Genomic DNA, 16442 nt, shown 5'->3' on the forward strand with positions numbered 1-16442 from the left:
ACGGCCGGCGCGCCTTGCGGCAAAGATTCGATCAATTCGCGGATGTCCGGCATCGCGTGTACCAGGTAACCGGCGTCGCTGCTGGAATTGCTGAGTAGCAAGAGGTTCATGGGGAAGGTTCCGTCAAGGGATGTTCTGGATGGCGTCCGCGCGGACGCATCGGAAAAGGATAAGTTCAGGTGGACCAGTAAGGGTCGTTCAATGCGCGGCCCAGCGCAGCCACCTGCTGCAACACGGATTCGCGCAAGCGCGCCACGCGCGCCGCATCGGCCTGGAACGACACGAACGACAGGCACAGCCCGCGCAATTCGCCCGTTGCCGGGTCCCGCACGGCGGCCGCCACGGCGCCGATGCCGGGCATGGCCTGATCGATGGCGACGCCGCAGTGGTCTGCGCGGGTCTGGGCGACCAGGCGGGCCAGGTCGCCGACGGTGGCCGGGCAGTCGCGGCCCTCCATTGGCAGGGGTTGGGCGGCATCCGTGCCATACAGGGCCTGGAATTCGGCCTCGCTCAGGCGCGACAGCAGCGCGCGGCCCATGGCCGTGCCCGAGGCGTTGCGGCGCGATCCGGGCGGCGACAGCACCTGCACCGGATGCGACCCGTTCAATCGTTGCAGCACCACGGTTTCACGCTGGTTGAGCGTGGACAGATAGGCCGTCAGGCCGCTGTCGTCCGACAAGCGCGCCAGGACAGCACGGCAAGCTTCATCCAGCGGCGTGGCAGCCATGCCGGCGCGCACCGCCTGGGCCAGCAACGCGCCGGGACGATAGCGGCGCGTGGCGGCATCCTGGTCCAGCATGCCGTAATGCTGCATCTGGTTCAGCAGGCGCGAGGCCGTGCTCTTGGGCATGGCCAGGCGCGCGGCGACGTCAGTGAAACTCAATTCCGCCGCGCCTTCCGCATACAACCCGAGGACGCGCTGGACCCCATCGAGAATACTCATGCTTGTTCCATAAAACGGAACTGAAGTTCCTTAATAGGGAACAAGAATAAATCAACGCACAACAGAAGGTCAATACGGATCTCCCTCATCAATTGATTAATTCATTTGAATGAATTAAATTTCGGGCCTGTCTCAACCCTCTCATCAGGACTTCGCCTTGCCTACCTTCCCCTCCCCCCTGACCCTCACTGAACGCGACCGCCGTTGGCAACTTGCCCGCGAATTGATGCATGCCGAACGCCTGGAAGCCCTGATCGTGTATGGCGACCGCGAGGCCTGCGCGCCTGCCGGTTTTGCCCAAGACTGCTACTTCACCAACGACCGGCCCGGGTCGATGGTGGTTTTCATCGGCGACGAAACGCCGCGGGTCTACACCTTTGCGTCGTTGATGGTGGCTGACCACCTGCAAGCGGCCCTTCGTGGCGACCTGCAGTGGATCGCGCCCGAACAGCTGTTCGTCGGCAAGACGGGCCGCGACGTCGGCGCCTGGCTGGCGAGCCGAGGGATGAACGGCACCCGGATCGGCGTGATCGGGCTGGAACCCTATCCGCCCTTCTATTTCGACGGCGCAATGCCGGCCAGAACCCTGCAGGCGTTGGAAGCGGCGATGCCCGACGCGGCATTCATTCCGGTGTTTCGGGCATTCTTCCAGCGCGCGTCCGTAAAAAGCGGCGAAGAACTTGCCTTGCTGCGCTACGCCGCGCACATCGGCGAAGCCATGAGCGAAACGCTTCGGGCCACCGCCAAGCCGGGCGTATCCGAGGCTGAATTGGTGGCGGCGGTGACGGCAACCTGCTTTTCGATGGGCGGCTATACCGCTGAAATACTGCTGGGGTCGGGCCCGGAATATGTCGGTTGGGGACCTGCGGCATGGCAATACCGCGCCCAGGCGCCCAGGGTCCTGCGTGAAGGGGACTTGATCCTGTCCGAGATCTTCGCCCTGTACGGCATGATGGAAACGCAGCATCAGGCCGCCGTGGCGCTGGGCGACGTGCATCCCGATATCCTGCGCGCGGCCGACGTCGCCCGGGCAAGCTACGAGGCGGGCGTCGAGTCGTTGCGGGTCGGGCGCACGTTCGGCGATGTGGTGGACGCCATGGAAGCCCCCTTGCTGGCGGCCGGCGGCTGGCACGTCCATCCGTTGATCCACAGCATCAATCCTTACGGTCCTGTAGGATTCGGCACCGCACCGGGCATCGAATCGCTGCCCGAAGCCGCCCGCTATCCGGCGCTGAAGCGGCTGCCTACCGTGGGGCGTGACGTTCCGCTGCAAGAGGGCATGTGCTTTGCCTTCGAACCGAATTGCGCCTTCGGCCGGCACATGGCTAATATCGGCGGCACCGTGCTTGTAGGCGCCGCGGCAGGCGTGGAATTGAACGACAACTCCACGCGGCTGATGCACGCCGATATCTAGCAAGGCGCGAACGCCTGGACATGACGACATTGATGCAAGACCAAGACACGCTCAACGCGCGCACCCGCGATACCCGGGACCGGCTGATCCGGGCCGGGCTGGCCCTGTTCAGCCGTCAGGGGCTCGACGGCGTGCGGACGCGGCAACTGGTGGACGAAGCGGGCGTGAACCAGTCTGCCATTCCTTACCACTTCGGCGGCAAGGAAGGCGTGTATGCCGCCGTGCTGGAACAGGTGGCCGCAGGCATCGTCGACCGCCTTGATCTGCGGCGGCCCGCCCCCACGTCGGCCGACGCGGCTCGCGTCGCGCTCAAGTCGCTCATGCGGGAGTTCGCGCGCACCCTGCTGGACTCCGAGGCATCTACGGCGGGCAGCCTGCTGCTGGCGCGCGAACAACTCCGGCCCACGGAAAAATTCGATGCGCTCTACACGCGGCTGTTCCTGCCGCTGCACACGAACGTCGCGGATCTGGTGGCCGACATCCGCAACGAGACCCGGGGCCACCGGGACCAGGTGCTTCGGGCCCACGCGATCCTGGGCCAGGCGCTTGCGTTCGCGGTCGCGCGCGAGGCGCTGCTCCGGCGGCTTGGGGTGCCGGCGCTATCCGAACAAGACACGGCGGACATCGCCGAGATGGTTGGCGACATGGCAATCGCGGCCTGCACCTGAGCGGTACAGGCCGCGCGCTCATTTCGTCGACAGCACCGACCATTGCGCCAACGGCAGCGGCGGCTGCGCGTGCAGGATGCGGGCCAGCACCAGCTTCAATTCGGCCCACCCTCCTCGCTCGCTGGGCCAACTGGATGGGGTGACGGGCTTCCAGCTGCCGTCCGCCGCGCGCTCGGCCATCTTGAAGCGGAAGGAATAATGACCCGCCATGCCCATGCGCAGGTCGGTCACCACCAGCGCGTCGCCGATCGCGTCGTAGCGCAGCCAATCATCCGTGAACCATCGCAGCCGCTGGAGCAACGGCACGTCGGCCAGCGCCTGGCCCAGATCCAGGTTCAAGGGCTGGCGCAGCCATTCCGGCTGCCCGCGGTCGAACAGGCTGCTGACCGACTCGTAGTAGTCGCCGTCCGCCGTCTTGGCGATCACGCGCCACAACAGGGTGTTGAACGGCATCGACACGGCGCGCAGTTCCGTGACGGCGATGCCTTGCTGCCGCATCGCGTCGCGCACCCGCTCTTCGGCCACCATGCGGCTGGCCAGGCCGAAGCCCAGGTAGGCCGTGCTGAAGATCAAGGCGGCCGCCAGCAGGCGCCGTGCGCGGTCGGTCATGCCCACCGCAATGGCGAACAGCACGCCCGCCAGCAGCGGCACCGTATAGACCGGATCGATGATGAAGATGGCGGACCAGCTTTCGGGAATGGTCGCCAATGGCCAGAAAAGCTGCGTGCCGTAGACGGTGAACGCGTCCAGCACCGGATGCGTCACCAGCACCAGCCACAAGGTCAGGAACAGCCTTCGCCCGCCATAGGGGGCCTGCGGCCAGTATTTGCGTATCAGCCAGGTCAGCAGCAGCGCCAGGCCGGTCAGCACGAACACCGAATGGGAAAACCCCCGGTGATAGGTCATGAGCGAAACCGGGTCCGGATAGCGCATCAGCACGTCCAGGTCCGGCACCGTGGCCAGCGCGGCGCCGTAGACCAGCGCCCGGCGCCCCTGGAAGCGCCCGAGCAGGACGCCCTGTATGCCCGCGCCCAGCACGGCTTGTGTCACTGAATCCATAGTTCCCCGATCAATCGCATCATTCAGATAGGCTAGATAACATTTGGCCATCAAAGCAGGCGTTAAGATACCCGATTGCTTTCAGCTAATTTTCAGACTTCGCCTTCATGGACCAATACATAGACAAAATCGGCCTTTTCATCGAGGCCAACCAGGTATGGGCCGGCCCGATCACGTTCCTGCTGACGCTGGGTGAATCCATGGTGCTGCTGGGCCTGTTCATTCCCGCCACTGCGCTGATGCTGCTGACAGGCGGCCTGATCGGCGCCGGCACCCTGGACCCCTGGGGCATCATCGCCTGGGGCATCGCGGGCGCCATCGTGGGCGACGCGCTGTCCTATTGGCTGGGGCGCTGGGCCGGCCCCGGCGTCTTGCGCCGCTGGCCGCTCAAGCAGCAGCGCACCGGCGTGGCGCGCGCCCGCCTGTTCTTCTACCGCTATGGCTTCGCGTCGGTGCTGATCGGCCGGTTCCTGGGGCCGATCCGCTCCACCATCCCCACCGTCGCCGGTGTGATGGGCATGGCGCAAAGCCGCTTCCAACTGGCCAATGTGCTGTCGGCCTTCCTATGGATGCCCCTGATGCTGGCGCCCGGGTACATCACCGCGCGCAGCCTGGGCACCGCGGAAAACGCGCAACAGATTGCCATGATGATCGGCGCAGGGCTCTCCGTACTGCTAGGATGCGGACTTCTGCTCGCCATGCTCCGCAAACGCCGTCAACCGGCGCGGGTCCGGCGCGGCAATTGAACCGAAAGAGGGAGTCATGGCGATAGATCTGGAGCCGAAAAACGGCGATTTCGCGCGCTATATCGAGAATCTGACGAATGCGGGCGGCACGACGCCCGGCCGGGTTCCCGACAAGCGCGAAGCCAGCCGTAAATCCGCCCCGCCGGCCGCCGTGCCCGTGCCGCCGCCCGCCTCCGATTCGCTGTCCACCGCGCCTTGGGGCAAACCGGCGTCGCCGCCCATGCAGGCCCGGCGCGACGCCGCCTCTCCGGGGGCCACCGCAACGGCCCAAAGCGACGAGGGCACTGTCTCGCTGGCCCGGCACGCCCGTCAGCGCAAGATCGGCGCCATCCTGACCATCGCCGGCATCCTGGCGGGCTGGGCCGCCGTCAATATCGCGTTCCGCGCGTTGCGCAGCCCGCAATTCGAGCTGGACGAGTTCGTGCCCGCCGTTTTCCTGGGGTTCTTCGCATTCATGCTGATCAAGGCGGCCAGCGCCGCGCGCAGTCCGCGCAAGACGCTGCCGGGGAAGCTTCCGCCGCTGAAAACGTCGTCCTACCGCAAGGACGGCGGCTGACGCCGGCGGCCGACGACACGGTGGCTAAGTGCTAACATTTCCGCCGCGATTGAATACCCCCATGAAACCCCGGAGTGAAAGTGAATAACGTTGTCGGATTGAACCAGGCCCAGGCGGCCACGATGCTGAAGTTGCAAGACCACTTGAACAGCATGATCAATCCCGACTGGGTCAACGGCGGAGCCCGCTTCCTGCGCGCCGCCTTCGTCGAGTCCGCCGAAGCCCTGGAACACTACGGCTGGAAGTGGTGGAAGAAGCAGACCATCGACCTGCCCCAGGTGCAGATGGAACTGGTCGACATCCTGCACTTCTACCTGTCCCACACGATCGTCGAGGCACGCGGCAAGCTGGATGGCGCGGCCGATGCCCTCGTGGCCGATCTGGCCACCGCGCCCTCGGTCGTGCTGGACGGCAAGACCTACGCGCTGAACAGCCTGCCCGTGCCGGAACTGCTGGAACTCATCGGCGGCCTGGCCGTCTGCGGCCGCGCCAGCTACAAGGTGCTGGAGCAGACCATGACGGCGTGCGAAATGAGCTGGAACGACGCCTATACGCAATATGTGTCGAAGAACGTGCTGAACATCTTCCGCCAGCAGCATGGCTACAAGGAAGGCACGTACATCAAGATCTGGAACGGCGAAGAAGACAACGTGGTGCTGGCGCGCCTGCTGTCGCAGCTGGACCCGGCCAGCGCGGATTTTGCCGATGCGCTGAACCGTGAACTGGAGCAGGCCTATTCGCGCCTGTAAGCGCCGCGTCCTGGCCTGAATGAGAAACGCCGCGTCGATGACGCGGCGTTTTTTTCGTGCGCTTGCGGGCCGTAGGATGCGTGAAGCGCGAAGGACCCGCCCTCGGGAACCCGGATTTCCCAACGCGCGACACAAGTCAGGCAGCGTTGCGGCGCTTGGCCGGCTTAACGCTGGCCGAAGCGCGTCTCGCCGAACAGCGCCTTCAGTTCGCGTGGCTGCGACCGCCAATACTGGCGCGGTGCCGTCACCTGACCGCCCAATTGCGCCGCCGCATGCCACGGCCATCGCGGGTCGTAGAGCATGCCGCGCGCCAGTGCGACCATGTCGGCCTGCCCCTGCGCCAGGATATCTTCGGCCTGCTGCGCTTCGGTGATCAGCCCGACCGTGATGGTGGGCATGCCGACCTGGCGCTTGATCGCTTCCGCGAACGGCACCTGGTAGTTGGGTCCCACCGGGATCTTCTGCTGCGACGATACGCCGCCGCTGGACACGTCGATGAATTCGCAGCCGCGCGCTTTCAGCGCCTGCGCGAACACCAGGGTCTGTTCCAGGTCCCAGCCGCCGTCCACCCAATCGGTGGCCGACACGCGCACGCCCAGCGCCACGGAAGACGGAGTGACCTCGCGCAGCGCCTGAAAGACTTCCAGCGGAAAACGCATGCGGTTCTCAAGCGAACCGCCGTAAGCGTCCTGGCGCAGGTTGGACAAGGGCGACAGGAACTGGTGCAGCAGGTAGCCGTGGGCGGCATGCAGTTCGATGGCATCAAAGCCCAGGCGGATGGCGCGGCGGGCGCTATCCACGAACGCGTCGCGCACGCGCGTCAGGCCCGCTTCGTCCAACGCATGCGGCGCAGGTTCAGTCGCATTGTGCGCAATGGCCGACGGCGCCCAGCCCTGCCAGCCGCCGTTGGCCGGCGGGACGAGCTGGCCGCCGTTCCAGGGCGCATCGCTGGACGCCTTGCGGCCGGCGTGGCCCAGCTGAATGCCGAGCTTGATGGGGGAATAGCGGCGCACCGCTGCCACCACGCGGCCCAGGGCGGCCTCTGTCTCGTCCGACCACAGGCCCAAGTCCCCCGGCGAGATGCGGCCATCGGCTTCGACTGCGGTGGCTTCCGTGAACAGCAACGCCGCGCCCGACAGGGCCAGATGGCCCAGATGGATCATGTGCCAGTCGGTGGCACAGCCCTCTTCGGCCGAGTATTCGCACATGGGCGCGATGACGATGCGGTTGGCGAGCGGGACATTGCCGACCGCCGTGGGACTGAACAGGTGACTCATGCTGGGGCCTCCGGGCCGTTGGACGCCACAGCATAGCGCCCGCCGTTGGCCTCGATCCCAATCCCAACGCCCCCGTCAGGGTTAAATGCGGCCCTCGCGCAACCGCTACTGGCCTTCGATCACGCTGTCCAGGAACTGGCGTGTGCGCGCTTCTTTCGGCTGGCTGAACAGCACCGGGGACTCGGCATCCTCGACGATATTGCCCTCGTCGAAGAACAGCGTGCGGTCCGAGCTGCGTTCGGCGAACTTCATCTGGTGGGTGACGATGATCATCGTCATGCTGCGCCGGGCGGACAAGTCCCGCAGGATCTGCAGGATGCCGCCGACAAGCTCCGGATCCAGCGCGGACGTGACTTCGTCGAACAACATGATCTCGGGGCACATGGCCAGCGCGCGGGCGATGCCCACGCGCTGCTTCTGGCCGCCGGACAACTGCGCGGGATAGACATCCAGCTTGTCGCCCAGGCCCACCATGTCGAGGTATTCCACGGCGCGCTCGCGCGCCTGGTCTTTCGGCATGCCCAGCACGTGCACCGGCGCTTCCATCGCGTTGCCCAGCGCCGTCATGTGCGGGAACAGGTTGAAGTGCTGGAACACCATGCCGATCTTGCCGCGCACGCGGCGCAGGTGTTCGGAGTTGGCGCCCACGGGGCGGCCCTGTTCGTCCTTCCACATCGACTGCCCGTCGACCTCGATGTCACCGCTGGTCGGCTGGTCCAGCGTCATCAGCACGCGCAGCAAGGTGGACTTGCCCGATCCCGACGGGCCGATCACCGCCACGGTCTGGCCTGCCGGAATCTCCAGATTGATGCCGCGCAGCACCTCCAGCTCTCCGTATCGCTTATGCAGATTCTTGATGTTCAAGCTGGCGCTCATCGCTTTCCTCCATATCGTTGCAGGCGGGCCTCCAGGCCGCGCACGCCCCATGCCGCCACCAGGCTCAAGGCCAGGAACAGCAGGCCCACCAGCGTCAGGGGTTCGGTGTACCGGAACGTCGCGGACCCGATCATCTTGCTTTGCTGCAGCAGCTCCACCACGGTGATGGCCGACAGCAGCGGCGTGTCCTTGAACATCGCCACCAGGTAGTTGCCCAGCGCCGGCACCACGGGCGGAATCGCCTGCGGCAGCACGACGCCGACGGCGGTGCGCCAGCGCGACATGTTCAAGGCGGTGGCCGCTTCCCATTGACCACGGGGCACCGCCTCGATGCCGGCGCGGTACACCTCGGCGCAATAGGCGGCATAGTGCAGCCCCAGCGCCACGATACCGGTCGTGAGCGGCGACATCTGCGCCCCCGTCAACGGCAGCACATAGAACAGGAAATACATCTGCACCAGCAGCGGCGTGCTGCGCACGAACTCGATGACGAACGCCGTGGGCAGCGACACGATGCGCAGCCGCGAACGCCGCAGCATCGCCAGCACCAAACCGAGCGTGACCGCCACCAGCATGCCCAGCACCGTCGCCTGGATGGTGATGATGAGGGCGGAGCCCAGCGTGGGCAGGATCTCCAGCGCGAAAGACCAATCGAATACCGGTGTCATCGGACGCGGACCCTCCGTTCAAGCAGGCGCACGCCCGCCGTGATCAACAAGGCCACTCCGAAATACATCAGCAGCATCAAGGCGAAGATTTCCGTCGTGCGCAGCGTTTCGCTGCGCAGCAGCTGGCCGCGGAAGGTCAGGTCGGTGATGGTGATCAGCGACACCAGCGCCGTGTTCTTCATCAGTTCGATCAGCAGGTTGCCCGCAGGCGGCAGCATGGCGGGTATCGCCTGCGGCACGACGATGCGGCGCAGGATCTGGGCACGGGTCAGGTTCAGCGCCACGCCGGCCTCGCGCTGCCCTGGCGGCACGGCGCGGATGGCGCCGCGCACCACTTCGGCCCCATAGGCGCCGGCGTTCAACGCCAGCACGACGATCCCCACCAGCATGGCCGGCAACTGGACGCCGAACAGCGGCAGCACGAAATAGAACCAGAACAGCTGCACCAGGGCCGACGTGCCCCGGAAGACTTCGACATAGACGGATGCCAGCCAGCGCACCGGCCGCAGCGGCGACATGCGCCCGATGCCGGAAGCCAGGGCCAGGGGCACGGCCAGCACGACCGCGCCGGCCATGATTTCCAGCGTGACGACCGGCCCCTCAAGCAGGGGCGGCACCAGCTCCGCGATGTGCTCTGAAATCAGTTGCATCGGCGCCCCTTATTGTCCGGCGCAGAGCTTGGCGGCGGTCACGCCCTGGGGCAGCTCCTGATCGGTGAAGCCAAAAGGCGCCACCAGCTTCTTGTGTTCATCGGTGCCGATGTACTTGGCCAGTTCCGCATTGAAGGCGTCGGCGAAAGCCTTGTCATCGGTGCGGAACGCGTAGGCGCCGTAGCCGCGCACGCCCTTGCCGTCGATCACGGGGTCCGTGAACGGGTCGGCCTTCTCCAGGCCGCTGCCGTCCTGCGTCTTGCCCATCAGGTCGTTGATGGTCAGCGCGGTGGCCGCATAGGCGTCGGCCCGGCCGGCCTGCACGCCGGACAACGCGCTGACGGCGTCCGGAAACACCACCACCTGCCCGGCGGGGATTTTCACTTTCTGGGCGTAGTCACCCTCGATGGCGCCCACCACGACGCCCAGCTTGGCGTCGGGGTTCTTCACCACGTCTTCATAGCTGTGCAGGTTCTTGGGGTTGCCCTGCTTGACCAGGAAGGCCTCGCCCACCCCGTACGTCGGGTCCGAGAACGCCACCTGCTGGCAACGCTCCGGCGTGACGTACATGCCGGCGGCGATGATGTCGAAACGCTTGGCGGCCAAGCCCGGAATCAAGGAGCCGAACTCGGTCAGCACGCCTTCGACTTCGTTGATGCCCATGCGCTTGAGCACGACGCGGGCGATCTCGACGGATTCGCCGGTGACCTTGGCCTCTTTGCTGTCCATATAGGCGAACGGCGCCTCGTTGGCGTAGCCGATGCGGATCTTGCCAGCGGCCTTGGCCGCTTCCAACGTGCTCGTCGCGCCCGCTGGCGCGCCACCCGCCGCCGGCGCGGCCTTATCGGCCCCCGAGTCGGAACACGCGGCCAACACGCCGAGGCTCAAGGCCAACAGCAAGCGTCTGGATCGGAGCAAGGTCATGGATTTTTTCTCCCGAATTTATTTCTAGGTGCATGGCTTCACTAAAAATAATACGCTATTAAATGATTTCGATACGAATCATATGGGCGTGAAAAAGCAGGCCTGAGCCTGCTTTTGGGGACTGATGCCCTATGGGACATCAGTAAATGCTACGAAAGGTAGAAAACTATGTTTTCGCCTAGTGCGCGTAGGAAAACCGGCCGTTCTTGACGATGCCCATCACGCGGGCGCGTTCATCGAAACCCTGATGGTTGTCCTTCGAAATATTCAGCACGCCGTTGGGCACGACCAGGTCGCGCGTGTTCTCCAGCGCGTCGCGCAAGGCCGCTCGGAATTCCGGCGTCCCCGGCTTGGCGCCCGTCTTCAGCGCCCGGGCCACTGCCGAGTCCAGCAGCATCCAGGCGCCATACGCGTCGCCCGCGAATTGCGTCAGCGTGTTGGCGCCGTACTGACCTTCGTACTTGTCGGCGAACGCCACGGCCACCTTCTTGACCGGGTTGCTGTCGGGCAGCTCTCGCGCCACCACGCCGGGGCCGGTCGGGAACAGGGTGCCCTCGACGTCCTTGCCGCCGACCTGCAGGAATTCCAGCGTGCCGATGCCGTGGGTCTGGTAGATGGCGCCGGTGTACCCGCGTTCCAGCAGCGTCTTCTGGGGCAAGGCGGACGGCGTGCCGGCGCCGGCGATCAGCACGGCGTCCGGCTTGGCGGCGATGACCTTCAGCGCCTGGCCCACGACCGACGCGTCGGTACGCTGGAAGCGCTCCTGCGCCACGATCTTCAGGTCGTTGCCAGCGGCGGCAGTGAATTCCTTCCACCAGCTGTCGCCGTAGGAATCCGCGAAACCGATGAAGGCCACGTTCTTCAAGCCCTTCTTCTTCATGTCTTCCACCAGCACGGTCGCCATCAGCGAATCGTTCTGCGGCATCTTGAACGCCCAGGTGCGCTTGGGGTCCGACAAGGGTTCCACGATGACGCTGGAAGCCGCCAGCGCGACCATCGGCGTCCCGGTTTCGGCCAGCAAGTCCAGTCCGGCCAACGCCGCCGCCGTGGTGTTGGGGCCGACGATGGCGTCGACCTTGTCTTCGGAGGTCAGCTTGCGCATGTTCTTCACCGCGCGGCTGACATCGGTGCCGTCGTCCAGCACCACGTAGCGCGCCGGCTCGCCGCCCAGCGTGTTCGGCCACAGGCGGATCGCGTTGTTGGTCTGGATGCCGATGGCCGCGGCGGGGCCCGTGGTCGACACGTTCACGCCGATCACGACGTCGGCATGGGCGGACAAAACGGGAAAGACCAGCGCGGCGGCGCAGGCGTAACGCAGGAAATGGCGTGACATAGACAGCAGGCTCTTCGAGTTGAATGAAAGCGATGGCGCTATTTTGCCTGATGGCGCCGGCGCACTTTGGCGCGCCGTTACATCGGCTTGCCGTTGCGCACCGGTGGATTCCGCGCCCGCCCCCCAGGCTGGCCGTATCATCAACCATGCCGTTTCCGGCAACATGCACCGCCCGCAGCGGCGGATCGCATCCCTGCACCGGACGCGCCCGTGACGGGCGCGCCCCCCTTAAACAGGAGTCACCATGAAGAAAACCGCATCCGCCGCCTGGTCGGGCGATCTGAAGACTGGCAAGGGCACGATCTCCACCCAAAGCGGCGCGCTCAAGAGCCAGCCCTACGGCTTCAATACGCGCTTTGGCGATACCCCGGGCACCAACCCCGAGGAACTGCTGGGCGCGGCCCACGCCGGCTGCTTCACCATGGCGCTGTCCAACATCCTGTCCGAATCGGGCATGGTTGCCACCAGCCTGGACACCAAGGCCGAAGTCACGCTGGATAAAGTGGACGATGGCTTTTCCATTACCGCCGTCCACTTGACCGTGGAAGCCGTCATCCCGGGCGCCACCGCGCAAGCGTTCGAGGAAGCTGCCCGCAAGGCCGAGACGGGATGCCCCGTGTCGAAGGTGCTCAAGGCCAAGATCACCATGGACGCCAAGCTCAAGTCCTGACCCCTCCCTGCCCCAATGGTGTGTCCCGATGGGACGCGCCATTGGGCGCCCCTATCCCGGTCTTGCCCAAAATCAATTTGACGGCCGGCACTCTCTTCTAGACAATGAGAATCATTCTCAGGAGTGTCGTATGACCGGATTCATCTACGCGATATCGGGCGGCAAAGCCGCCCTGGCGCAAGACGCCCAAGTGTCGGCGAATCTGCGGCGCATGGTCGGTTCCGGCATCCTGGTGGCCGTGGGCTACATCGATCCGGGCAACTGGGCCACCGACATCGCCGGCGGCAGCGGCTTCGGCTACGGGCTGCTGATGGTCGTCATCACCTCGGCGTTCCTGGCGCTGGGTTTCCAGATCCTGGTATCGCGCCTGGCGCTGGCCACCGGGCAGGATCTGGCGACGCTGACGGCCCGCCACTTGTCGCCGCGCTGGTCCAAGGCGGCCTGGCTGGCGGGGGAAGCCGCCATCCTGGCGACCGCACTGGCCGAGCTGATCGGCGGCGCGATCGCGCTGCGCCTGCTGTTCGGCCTGCCATTGATCGCAGGGGTCGCGGTGACCGGAGTCGGCACCTTCGCCGTGCTGGCCCTGACCCGCGGCAACGCCGATCGCCATGAACGCGTCATCGCCCTGCTGCTGGCGGTGGTGGCCGCGTCGTTCGTCTACCTGCTGTTCAAGGCCAATCCGGCGTGGACGGAAGTGGCGCACGGCGTCACGCAAACCGGCCATGCGCTGCGCGACCCGCAAGGCTTCCTGATCGCCCTGGGCATCCTGGGCGCGACGCTGATGCCGCACAACCTCTATCTGCACTCCGGGTCGCTGGCCGAACGCGCGAAGGCGCTGCCGCCGTCCGCGCTCGACATGGCGATGCGCGTGGCCCGCAACGACACGATCGTGTCCCTGGGCGTGGCCATGCTGATCAACTCGGCGATCATGATCGTGGCGGCGGCCTCGCTGTCGGGGTCGGGGTTGATCGTGTCCAGCCTGGACGACGCCCACGCCGTGATCGGCCAGACGCTGGGCATCGGCGCCGCGATCGTCTTCGCCGTGGCGCTCTACGCCGCCGGCCAAAGCTCCACGATCACGGGCGTGCTGGCCGGGCGCATCCTGTCCAAGGGTTTCCAGATCCGCAGCAACTGGTCGGACCGCCGGCGCGCGCTGATGACCCGATTGATCGCGGGCGCCGCCGCCGTCGGCCTGCTGGTCTTCACGGGCGGCAAGGATCCCGACGAACTGCTGGTGCTTAGCCAGGTCATCCTGAGCCTGGCGCTGCCCTTCGCATTGGGGCCGCTGGTCGTGCTGGCCTGCCGCAAGGGCGTCATGGGCCAGCACGCGTTGCGCGGCGCCTGGGCGTGGGCCGCGGTCAGCGCCACGGTCGGCATCGTGATCCTGGACGGCTACCTGCTGGTCGACATGGTGGTCTGAGCCGCGACTGGGCCGAGCCTTGCGACCACGCTACTACTAAAAAAAACGCCAGCAATCGCTGGCGTTTTTTCTGGCGGACCGCTTGCGCTCAGTGGCGGGCGGAGATGACCGGATGCTGCTGCCGGCCGGCGTCCATGTCGTGCAAAACTTCGCCGACGGCGCCGCCCCACGAAGCCAGGCGCGTCTTCAGGCGCAGCCAGGAGCCGCGGGCGAAGGGGCCGGACAGGGTTTCCGCTTTGACGGCCTCGCGGATCAGGGACCGCTCCAGCGCATCCGACATACGGGCATTTTTCAACGCGGTATCGCTCATGATTCTCTCCTTGAGAAAGCGCGATGTGGAACAACACGAGTTCATGTTAGATCCGCGTTTGCTGCGTTGCAACGAAAACATCAACCATTAATTTGTTCGTTGCGCAATGGGTACAAACACCACCATTACGGTGCATGCGGCACCACATTAAGCACTGCTTTTGTGCAGCGCAATACGTCTTTCAGCCAGGCAGGTGGGCCTGGATCAGCTTATCGGCCATCTCGGCCACCCGGCCCGCCGGCCCGCCCTCGCCAAACAGCTGGCTGGAAACGAACGCGCCCTCGATCAAGAGCAGCAATCCGTCGGCCAGCGCTTGCGGGTCGCCCGCCCCCATGCCGGCCGCCATCTCGTTTAACCGGCGGCGCAATTCCAGCTTGTGTTCGACGGCGACCGCCCGGGCCGGATGCTCGGGTTCGGGATACTCCACCGCCGCATTGGTGAGCCCGCAGCCGCGGTAACCGCTCAGCACGGCGCGCTTGCTCAAGCCCGACAGGTATTCCAGCAGTTGCGCGCGCGGATCGCCCGGATGCGCGGCGCATGCGCCATCGAAACGCGCCCAGAATTCAGCGTCGTAGTCGCGCAGGTAAGTCGCCGCCAGCTCGTCCTTGGACGAAAAGCTGCGGTACAGGCTGGGTTTGGTCACGCCCGCCTGGGTCACGATGGCGTCGACTCCGACCGCCCGGATCCCGTCGCGATAGAACATTTCGCGCGCGGTCTTGCGGATGCGGTCGGCCGCCAGCAGCGGCTTGGTTGCCGGCTGGTCCGGGGTGGCGGACGGGGCGGAGGATTTGCTGGCCATTCGGGTCTCCATCAAATATTTCTTGACGATGTTACTGACCGGTACGTACTATTCGCAAACCTAAATACGTACCGGTCAGTAACATGAGTATAGCCCACCCCCCCATCCCGTTCCGGCGCGCCGGCCAAAAGTACGCTTTTGTCGTGGTCGCGGTGATTTTCCTATCGTTGCTGGTGTCGGCGGGGCTGCGCTCGTCGCCAAGCGTCTTGCTGGTGCCGCTGGAAGAAGCATTCGGCTGGAGCCGAAGCTCGATCTCGTTCGCGGCTGCCGTCGGCATCTTCCTGTATGGCCTGATCGGCCCCTTCGCCGCCGCCGCGATGGAGCGGTTCGGCTTGCGGCGCATCCTGATCGGCGCGCTCGTCCTGATGTCCGCGTCCAGCGCCGTCAGCGCCTACATGACCGAACCCTGGCACCTGCTCATGACCTGGGGCGTGTTCTCGGGCATCAGCTCGGGCGCAGTGGCTTCGGTGCTGGGCGCCACCATCGTCAACCGATGGTTCACCAAGCACCGCGGCCTGGTGATGGGCCTGCTGACCGCCAGCACCGCAAGCGGCACGCTGGTATTCCTGCCGGTGCTGGCCACGCTGGCTTCCTCCGGCGACTGGACCCGCGTGGTCTGGACGGTGGCCGCCGCCGCCGCGGCGCTGGTCCCGCTGGCCTGGTGGCTGGTGCCTGACCGTCCGTCAAGCGTCGGCCTGGTGCCGTTCGGCAGCGACCCGAATGCGCCGCCCGCCCCCGCCGCGCCGCGCACCGGCATGGTGGCCGCCACCTTCGGCGCCCTGGCCCGCGCCGCCAAGACCCGCACGTTCTGGTTCCTGTTCGCGACCTTCTTCATCTGCGGCTTCACCACCAACGGACTGGTGGGCACGCACCTGATCGCGCTTTGCGGCGATCACGGCATGCTGGAAGTGCAGGCCGCCGGCCTGCTGGCGATCATGGGCATCTTCGATCTGGTGGGCACCACGGCCTCGGGCTGGCTGACTGACCGCTACGACCCGCGCAAGCTGCTCTTCGCCTACTACGCGCTGCGCGGCCTGTCGCTGATCTACCTGCCCTATTCCGACTTCTCGTTCTACAGCCTGTCGATCTTCGCGATCTTCTTCGGCCTGGACTGGATCGCCACCGTGCCGCCCACGCTACGCCTGACGACGGAAGCGTTCGGCGAGCGCGACGCGGCGATCGTCTTCGGCTGGATCGTCGCAGGCCACCAGTTGGGCGCGGCCACCGCCGCCTGGATGGCCGGCGCCATCCGCGAAGCGCAAGGCAGCTACATGATGGCCTTCATCATTTCGGGCGCCACGGGCTTGATCGCCGCCGTGATCGCCCTGCGGATCGGCAAGCAGCAACTGACGGCCCAGCCGGCCTGACCGGCGCGCGCCA

General features: G+C 65.9%; 18 protein-coding genes and 1 pseudogene. 8 read left to right on the forward strand and 11 right to left on the reverse strand.

Features of this window, described 5'->3' with window-relative positions:
• Positions 1-110, reverse strand: a pseudogene (locus tag ACO6D5_RS02830) (dipeptidase PepE); the annotation flags it as partial.
• Between the two features lie 65 nt (positions 111-175).
• Entirely contained in the window at positions 176-943 is a 768-nt protein-coding gene (locus tag ACO6D5_RS02835) for an IclR family transcriptional regulator (RefSeq protein WP_315846673.1), read from the reverse strand.
• A 157-nt stretch (positions 944-1100) separates the two neighbouring features.
• Between ACO6D5_RS02835 and ACO6D5_RS02840 the strand changes: the two genes are divergently transcribed.
• A complete protein-coding gene (locus ACO6D5_RS02840) occupies positions 1101-2357 on the forward strand; it encodes a M24 family metallopeptidase (RefSeq protein ID WP_485824537.1) in 1257 nt (418 codons plus the stop codon).
• A gap of 32 nt (positions 2358-2389) precedes the next feature.
• The gene (locus ACO6D5_RS02845; RefSeq protein WP_485824538.1) at positions 2390-3025 is read left to right on the forward strand and encodes a CerR family C-terminal domain-containing protein; all 636 of its coding nucleotides are present in this window, start codon (positions 2390-2392) and stop codon (positions 3023-3025) included.
• A gap of 18 nt (positions 3026-3043) precedes the next feature.
• Here ACO6D5_RS02845 and ACO6D5_RS02850 read toward each other — a convergent pair whose 3' ends face one another.
• A complete protein-coding gene (locus tag ACO6D5_RS02850) occupies positions 3044-4084 on the reverse strand; it encodes a metal-dependent hydrolase (protein WP_315846670.1) in 1041 nt (346 codons plus the stop codon).
• 107 nt (positions 4085-4191) lie between these two features.
• Between ACO6D5_RS02850 and ACO6D5_RS02855 the strand changes: the two genes are divergently transcribed.
• The 3 genes from ACO6D5_RS02855 to ACO6D5_RS02865 all read left to right on the forward strand — a co-directional run bounded on the left by ACO6D5_RS02855 (position 4192) and on the right by ACO6D5_RS02865 (position 6135).
• A complete protein-coding gene (locus ACO6D5_RS02855) occupies positions 4192-4830 on the forward strand; it encodes a DedA family protein (protein WP_315846669.1) in 639 nt (212 codons plus the stop codon).
• 16 nt (positions 4831-4846) lie between these two features.
• Positions 4847-5386, forward strand: a complete 540-nt coding sequence (locus tag ACO6D5_RS02860) for a hypothetical protein (protein ID WP_315846668.1) — start codon at positions 4847-4849, stop codon at positions 5384-5386.
• Between the two features lie 98 nt (positions 5387-5484).
• Complete coding sequence (locus ACO6D5_RS02865; RefSeq protein ID WP_315846682.1) at positions 5485-6135, forward strand: dUTP diphosphatase; 651 nt, start codon at positions 5485-5487, stop codon at positions 6133-6135.
• Positions 6136-6299: 164 nt separating this feature from the next.
• Here ACO6D5_RS02865 and ACO6D5_RS02870 read toward each other — a convergent pair whose 3' ends face one another.
• The 6 genes from ACO6D5_RS02870 to ACO6D5_RS02895 all read right to left on the reverse strand — a co-directional run bounded on the left by ACO6D5_RS02870 (position 6300) and on the right by ACO6D5_RS02895 (position 11863).
• Positions 6300-7412 (reverse strand): NADH:flavin oxidoreductase/NADH oxidase, encoded by a 1113-nt coding sequence (locus tag ACO6D5_RS02870; protein ID WP_485824539.1) that lies wholly within the window; start codon positions 7410-7412, stop codon positions 6300-6302.
• Positions 7413-7517: 105 nt separating this feature from the next.
• Positions 7518-8288, reverse strand: coding sequence for an ectoine/hydroxyectoine ABC transporter ATP-binding protein EhuA (ehuA, locus tag ACO6D5_RS02875; protein WP_315846666.1), 771 nt, complete (start codon positions 8286-8288; stop codon positions 7518-7520).
• The gene (gene ehuD, locus ACO6D5_RS02880) at positions 8285-8956 is read right to left on the reverse strand and encodes an ectoine/hydroxyectoine ABC transporter permease subunit EhuD (protein ID WP_315846665.1); all 672 of its coding nucleotides are present in this window, start codon (positions 8954-8956) and stop codon (positions 8285-8287) included. The genes ehuA and ehuD overlap by 4 nt, the downstream gene beginning before the upstream one ends.
• A complete protein-coding gene (ehuC, locus tag ACO6D5_RS02885) occupies positions 8953-9606 on the reverse strand; it encodes an ectoine/hydroxyectoine ABC transporter permease subunit EhuC (protein WP_485824540.1) in 654 nt (217 codons plus the stop codon). Before ehuC ends, ehuD begins: the two co-directional genes overlap by 4 nt.
• Before the next feature lie 9 nt (positions 9607-9615).
• On the reverse strand, positions 9616-10530 hold the full coding sequence (ehuB, locus tag ACO6D5_RS02890; RefSeq protein ID WP_315846664.1) for an ectoine/hydroxyectoine ABC transporter substrate-binding protein EhuB: 915 nt from the start codon (positions 10528-10530) through the stop codon (positions 9616-9618).
• Positions 10531-10708: 178 nt separating this feature from the next.
• A complete protein-coding gene (locus ACO6D5_RS02895) occupies positions 10709-11863 on the reverse strand; it encodes an ABC transporter substrate-binding protein (protein ID WP_485824541.1) in 1155 nt (384 codons plus the stop codon).
• 244 nt (positions 11864-12107) lie between these two features.
• Between ACO6D5_RS02895 and ACO6D5_RS02900 the strand changes: the two genes are divergently transcribed.
• Positions 12108-12533: an OsmC family protein gene (locus ACO6D5_RS02900; protein ID WP_169273850.1), complete on the forward strand. Its 426-nt coding sequence runs from the start codon at positions 12108-12110 to the stop codon at positions 12531-12533.
• 130 nt (positions 12534-12663) lie between these two features.
• Positions 12664-13953: an Nramp family divalent metal transporter gene (locus tag ACO6D5_RS02905; RefSeq protein WP_315846662.1), complete on the forward strand. Its 1290-nt coding sequence runs from the start codon at positions 12664-12666 to the stop codon at positions 13951-13953.
• An 88-nt stretch (positions 13954-14041) separates the two neighbouring features.
• Here the strand turns inward: ACO6D5_RS02905 and ACO6D5_RS02910 are convergent, their stop codons facing one another.
• Entirely contained in the window at positions 14042-14263 is a 222-nt protein-coding gene (locus tag ACO6D5_RS02910; protein WP_485824542.1) for an XRE family transcriptional regulator, read from the reverse strand.
• Between the two features lie 181 nt (positions 14264-14444).
• Positions 14445-15062 (reverse strand): TetR/AcrR family transcriptional regulator, encoded by a 618-nt coding sequence (locus ACO6D5_RS02915; RefSeq protein WP_485824543.1) that lies wholly within the window; start codon positions 15060-15062, stop codon positions 14445-14447.
• An 83-nt stretch (positions 15063-15145) separates the two neighbouring features.
• Here ACO6D5_RS02915 and ACO6D5_RS02920 point away from each other — a divergent pair, with 83 nt between their 5' ends.
• The gene (locus ACO6D5_RS02920; protein WP_485824544.1) at positions 15146-16429 is read left to right on the forward strand and encodes an MFS transporter; all 1284 of its coding nucleotides are present in this window, start codon (positions 15146-15148) and stop codon (positions 16427-16429) included.
• The last annotated feature ends 13 nt before the right edge of the window (positions 16430-16442 follow it).

Source organism: Achromobacter sp., assembly GCF_057314935.1.

Excerpts from the sequence above, each read along its gene's own strand:
- ACO6D5_RS02920 (WP_485824544.1), top strand. The coding sequence starts at position 15,146 with ATGAGTATAGCCCACCCCCCCATCCCGTTCCGGCGCGCCGGCCAAAAG.
- ACO6D5_RS02870 (WP_485824539.1), bottom strand. The coding sequence starts at position 7,412 with ATGAGTCACCTGTTCAGTCCCACGGCGGTCGGCAATGTCCCGCTCGCC.
- ehuA (WP_315846666.1), bottom strand. The coding sequence starts at position 8,288 with ATGAGCGCCAGCTTGAACATCAAGAATCTGCATAAGCGATACGGAGAG.
- ACO6D5_RS02900 (WP_169273850.1), top strand. The coding sequence starts at position 12,108 with ATGAAGAAAACCGCATCCGCCGCCTGGTCGGGCGATCTGAAGACTGGC.
- ACO6D5_RS02915 (WP_485824543.1), bottom strand. The coding sequence starts at position 15,062 with ATGGCCAGCAAATCCTCCGCCCCGTCCGCCACCCCGGACCAGCCGGCA.
- ACO6D5_RS02910 (WP_485824542.1), bottom strand. The coding sequence starts at position 14,263 with ATGAGCGATACCGCGTTGAAAAATGCCCGTATGTCGGATGCGCTGGAG.
- ACO6D5_RS02835 (WP_315846673.1), bottom strand. The coding sequence starts at position 943 with ATGAGTATTCTCGATGGGGTCCAGCGCGTCCTCGGGTTGTATGCGGAA.
- ehuD (WP_315846665.1), bottom strand. The coding sequence starts at position 8,956 with ATGACACCGGTATTCGATTGGTCTTTCGCGCTGGAGATCCTGCCCACG.
- ACO6D5_RS02895 (WP_485824541.1), bottom strand. The coding sequence starts at position 11,863 with ATGTCACGCCATTTCCTGCGTTACGCCTGCGCCGCCGCGCTGGTCTTT.
- ACO6D5_RS02850 (WP_315846670.1), bottom strand. The coding sequence starts at position 4,084 with ATGGATTCAGTGACACAAGCCGTGCTGGGCGCGGGCATACAGGGCGTC.
- ehuC (WP_485824540.1), bottom strand. The coding sequence starts at position 9,606 with ATGCAACTGATTTCAGAGCACATCGCGGAGCTGGTGCCGCCCCTGCTT.
- ACO6D5_RS02905 (WP_315846662.1), top strand. The coding sequence starts at position 12,664 with ATGACCGGATTCATCTACGCGATATCGGGCGGCAAAGCCGCCCTGGCG.
- ACO6D5_RS02860 (WP_315846668.1), top strand. The coding sequence starts at position 4,847 with ATGGCGATAGATCTGGAGCCGAAAAACGGCGATTTCGCGCGCTATATC.
- ehuB (WP_315846664.1), bottom strand. The coding sequence starts at position 10,530 with ATGACCTTGCTCCGATCCAGACGCTTGCTGTTGGCCTTGAGCCTCGGC.
- ACO6D5_RS02845 (WP_485824538.1), top strand. The coding sequence starts at position 2,390 with ATGCAAGACCAAGACACGCTCAACGCGCGCACCCGCGATACCCGGGAC.
- ACO6D5_RS02855 (WP_315846669.1), top strand. The coding sequence starts at position 4,192 with ATGGACCAATACATAGACAAAATCGGCCTTTTCATCGAGGCCAACCAG.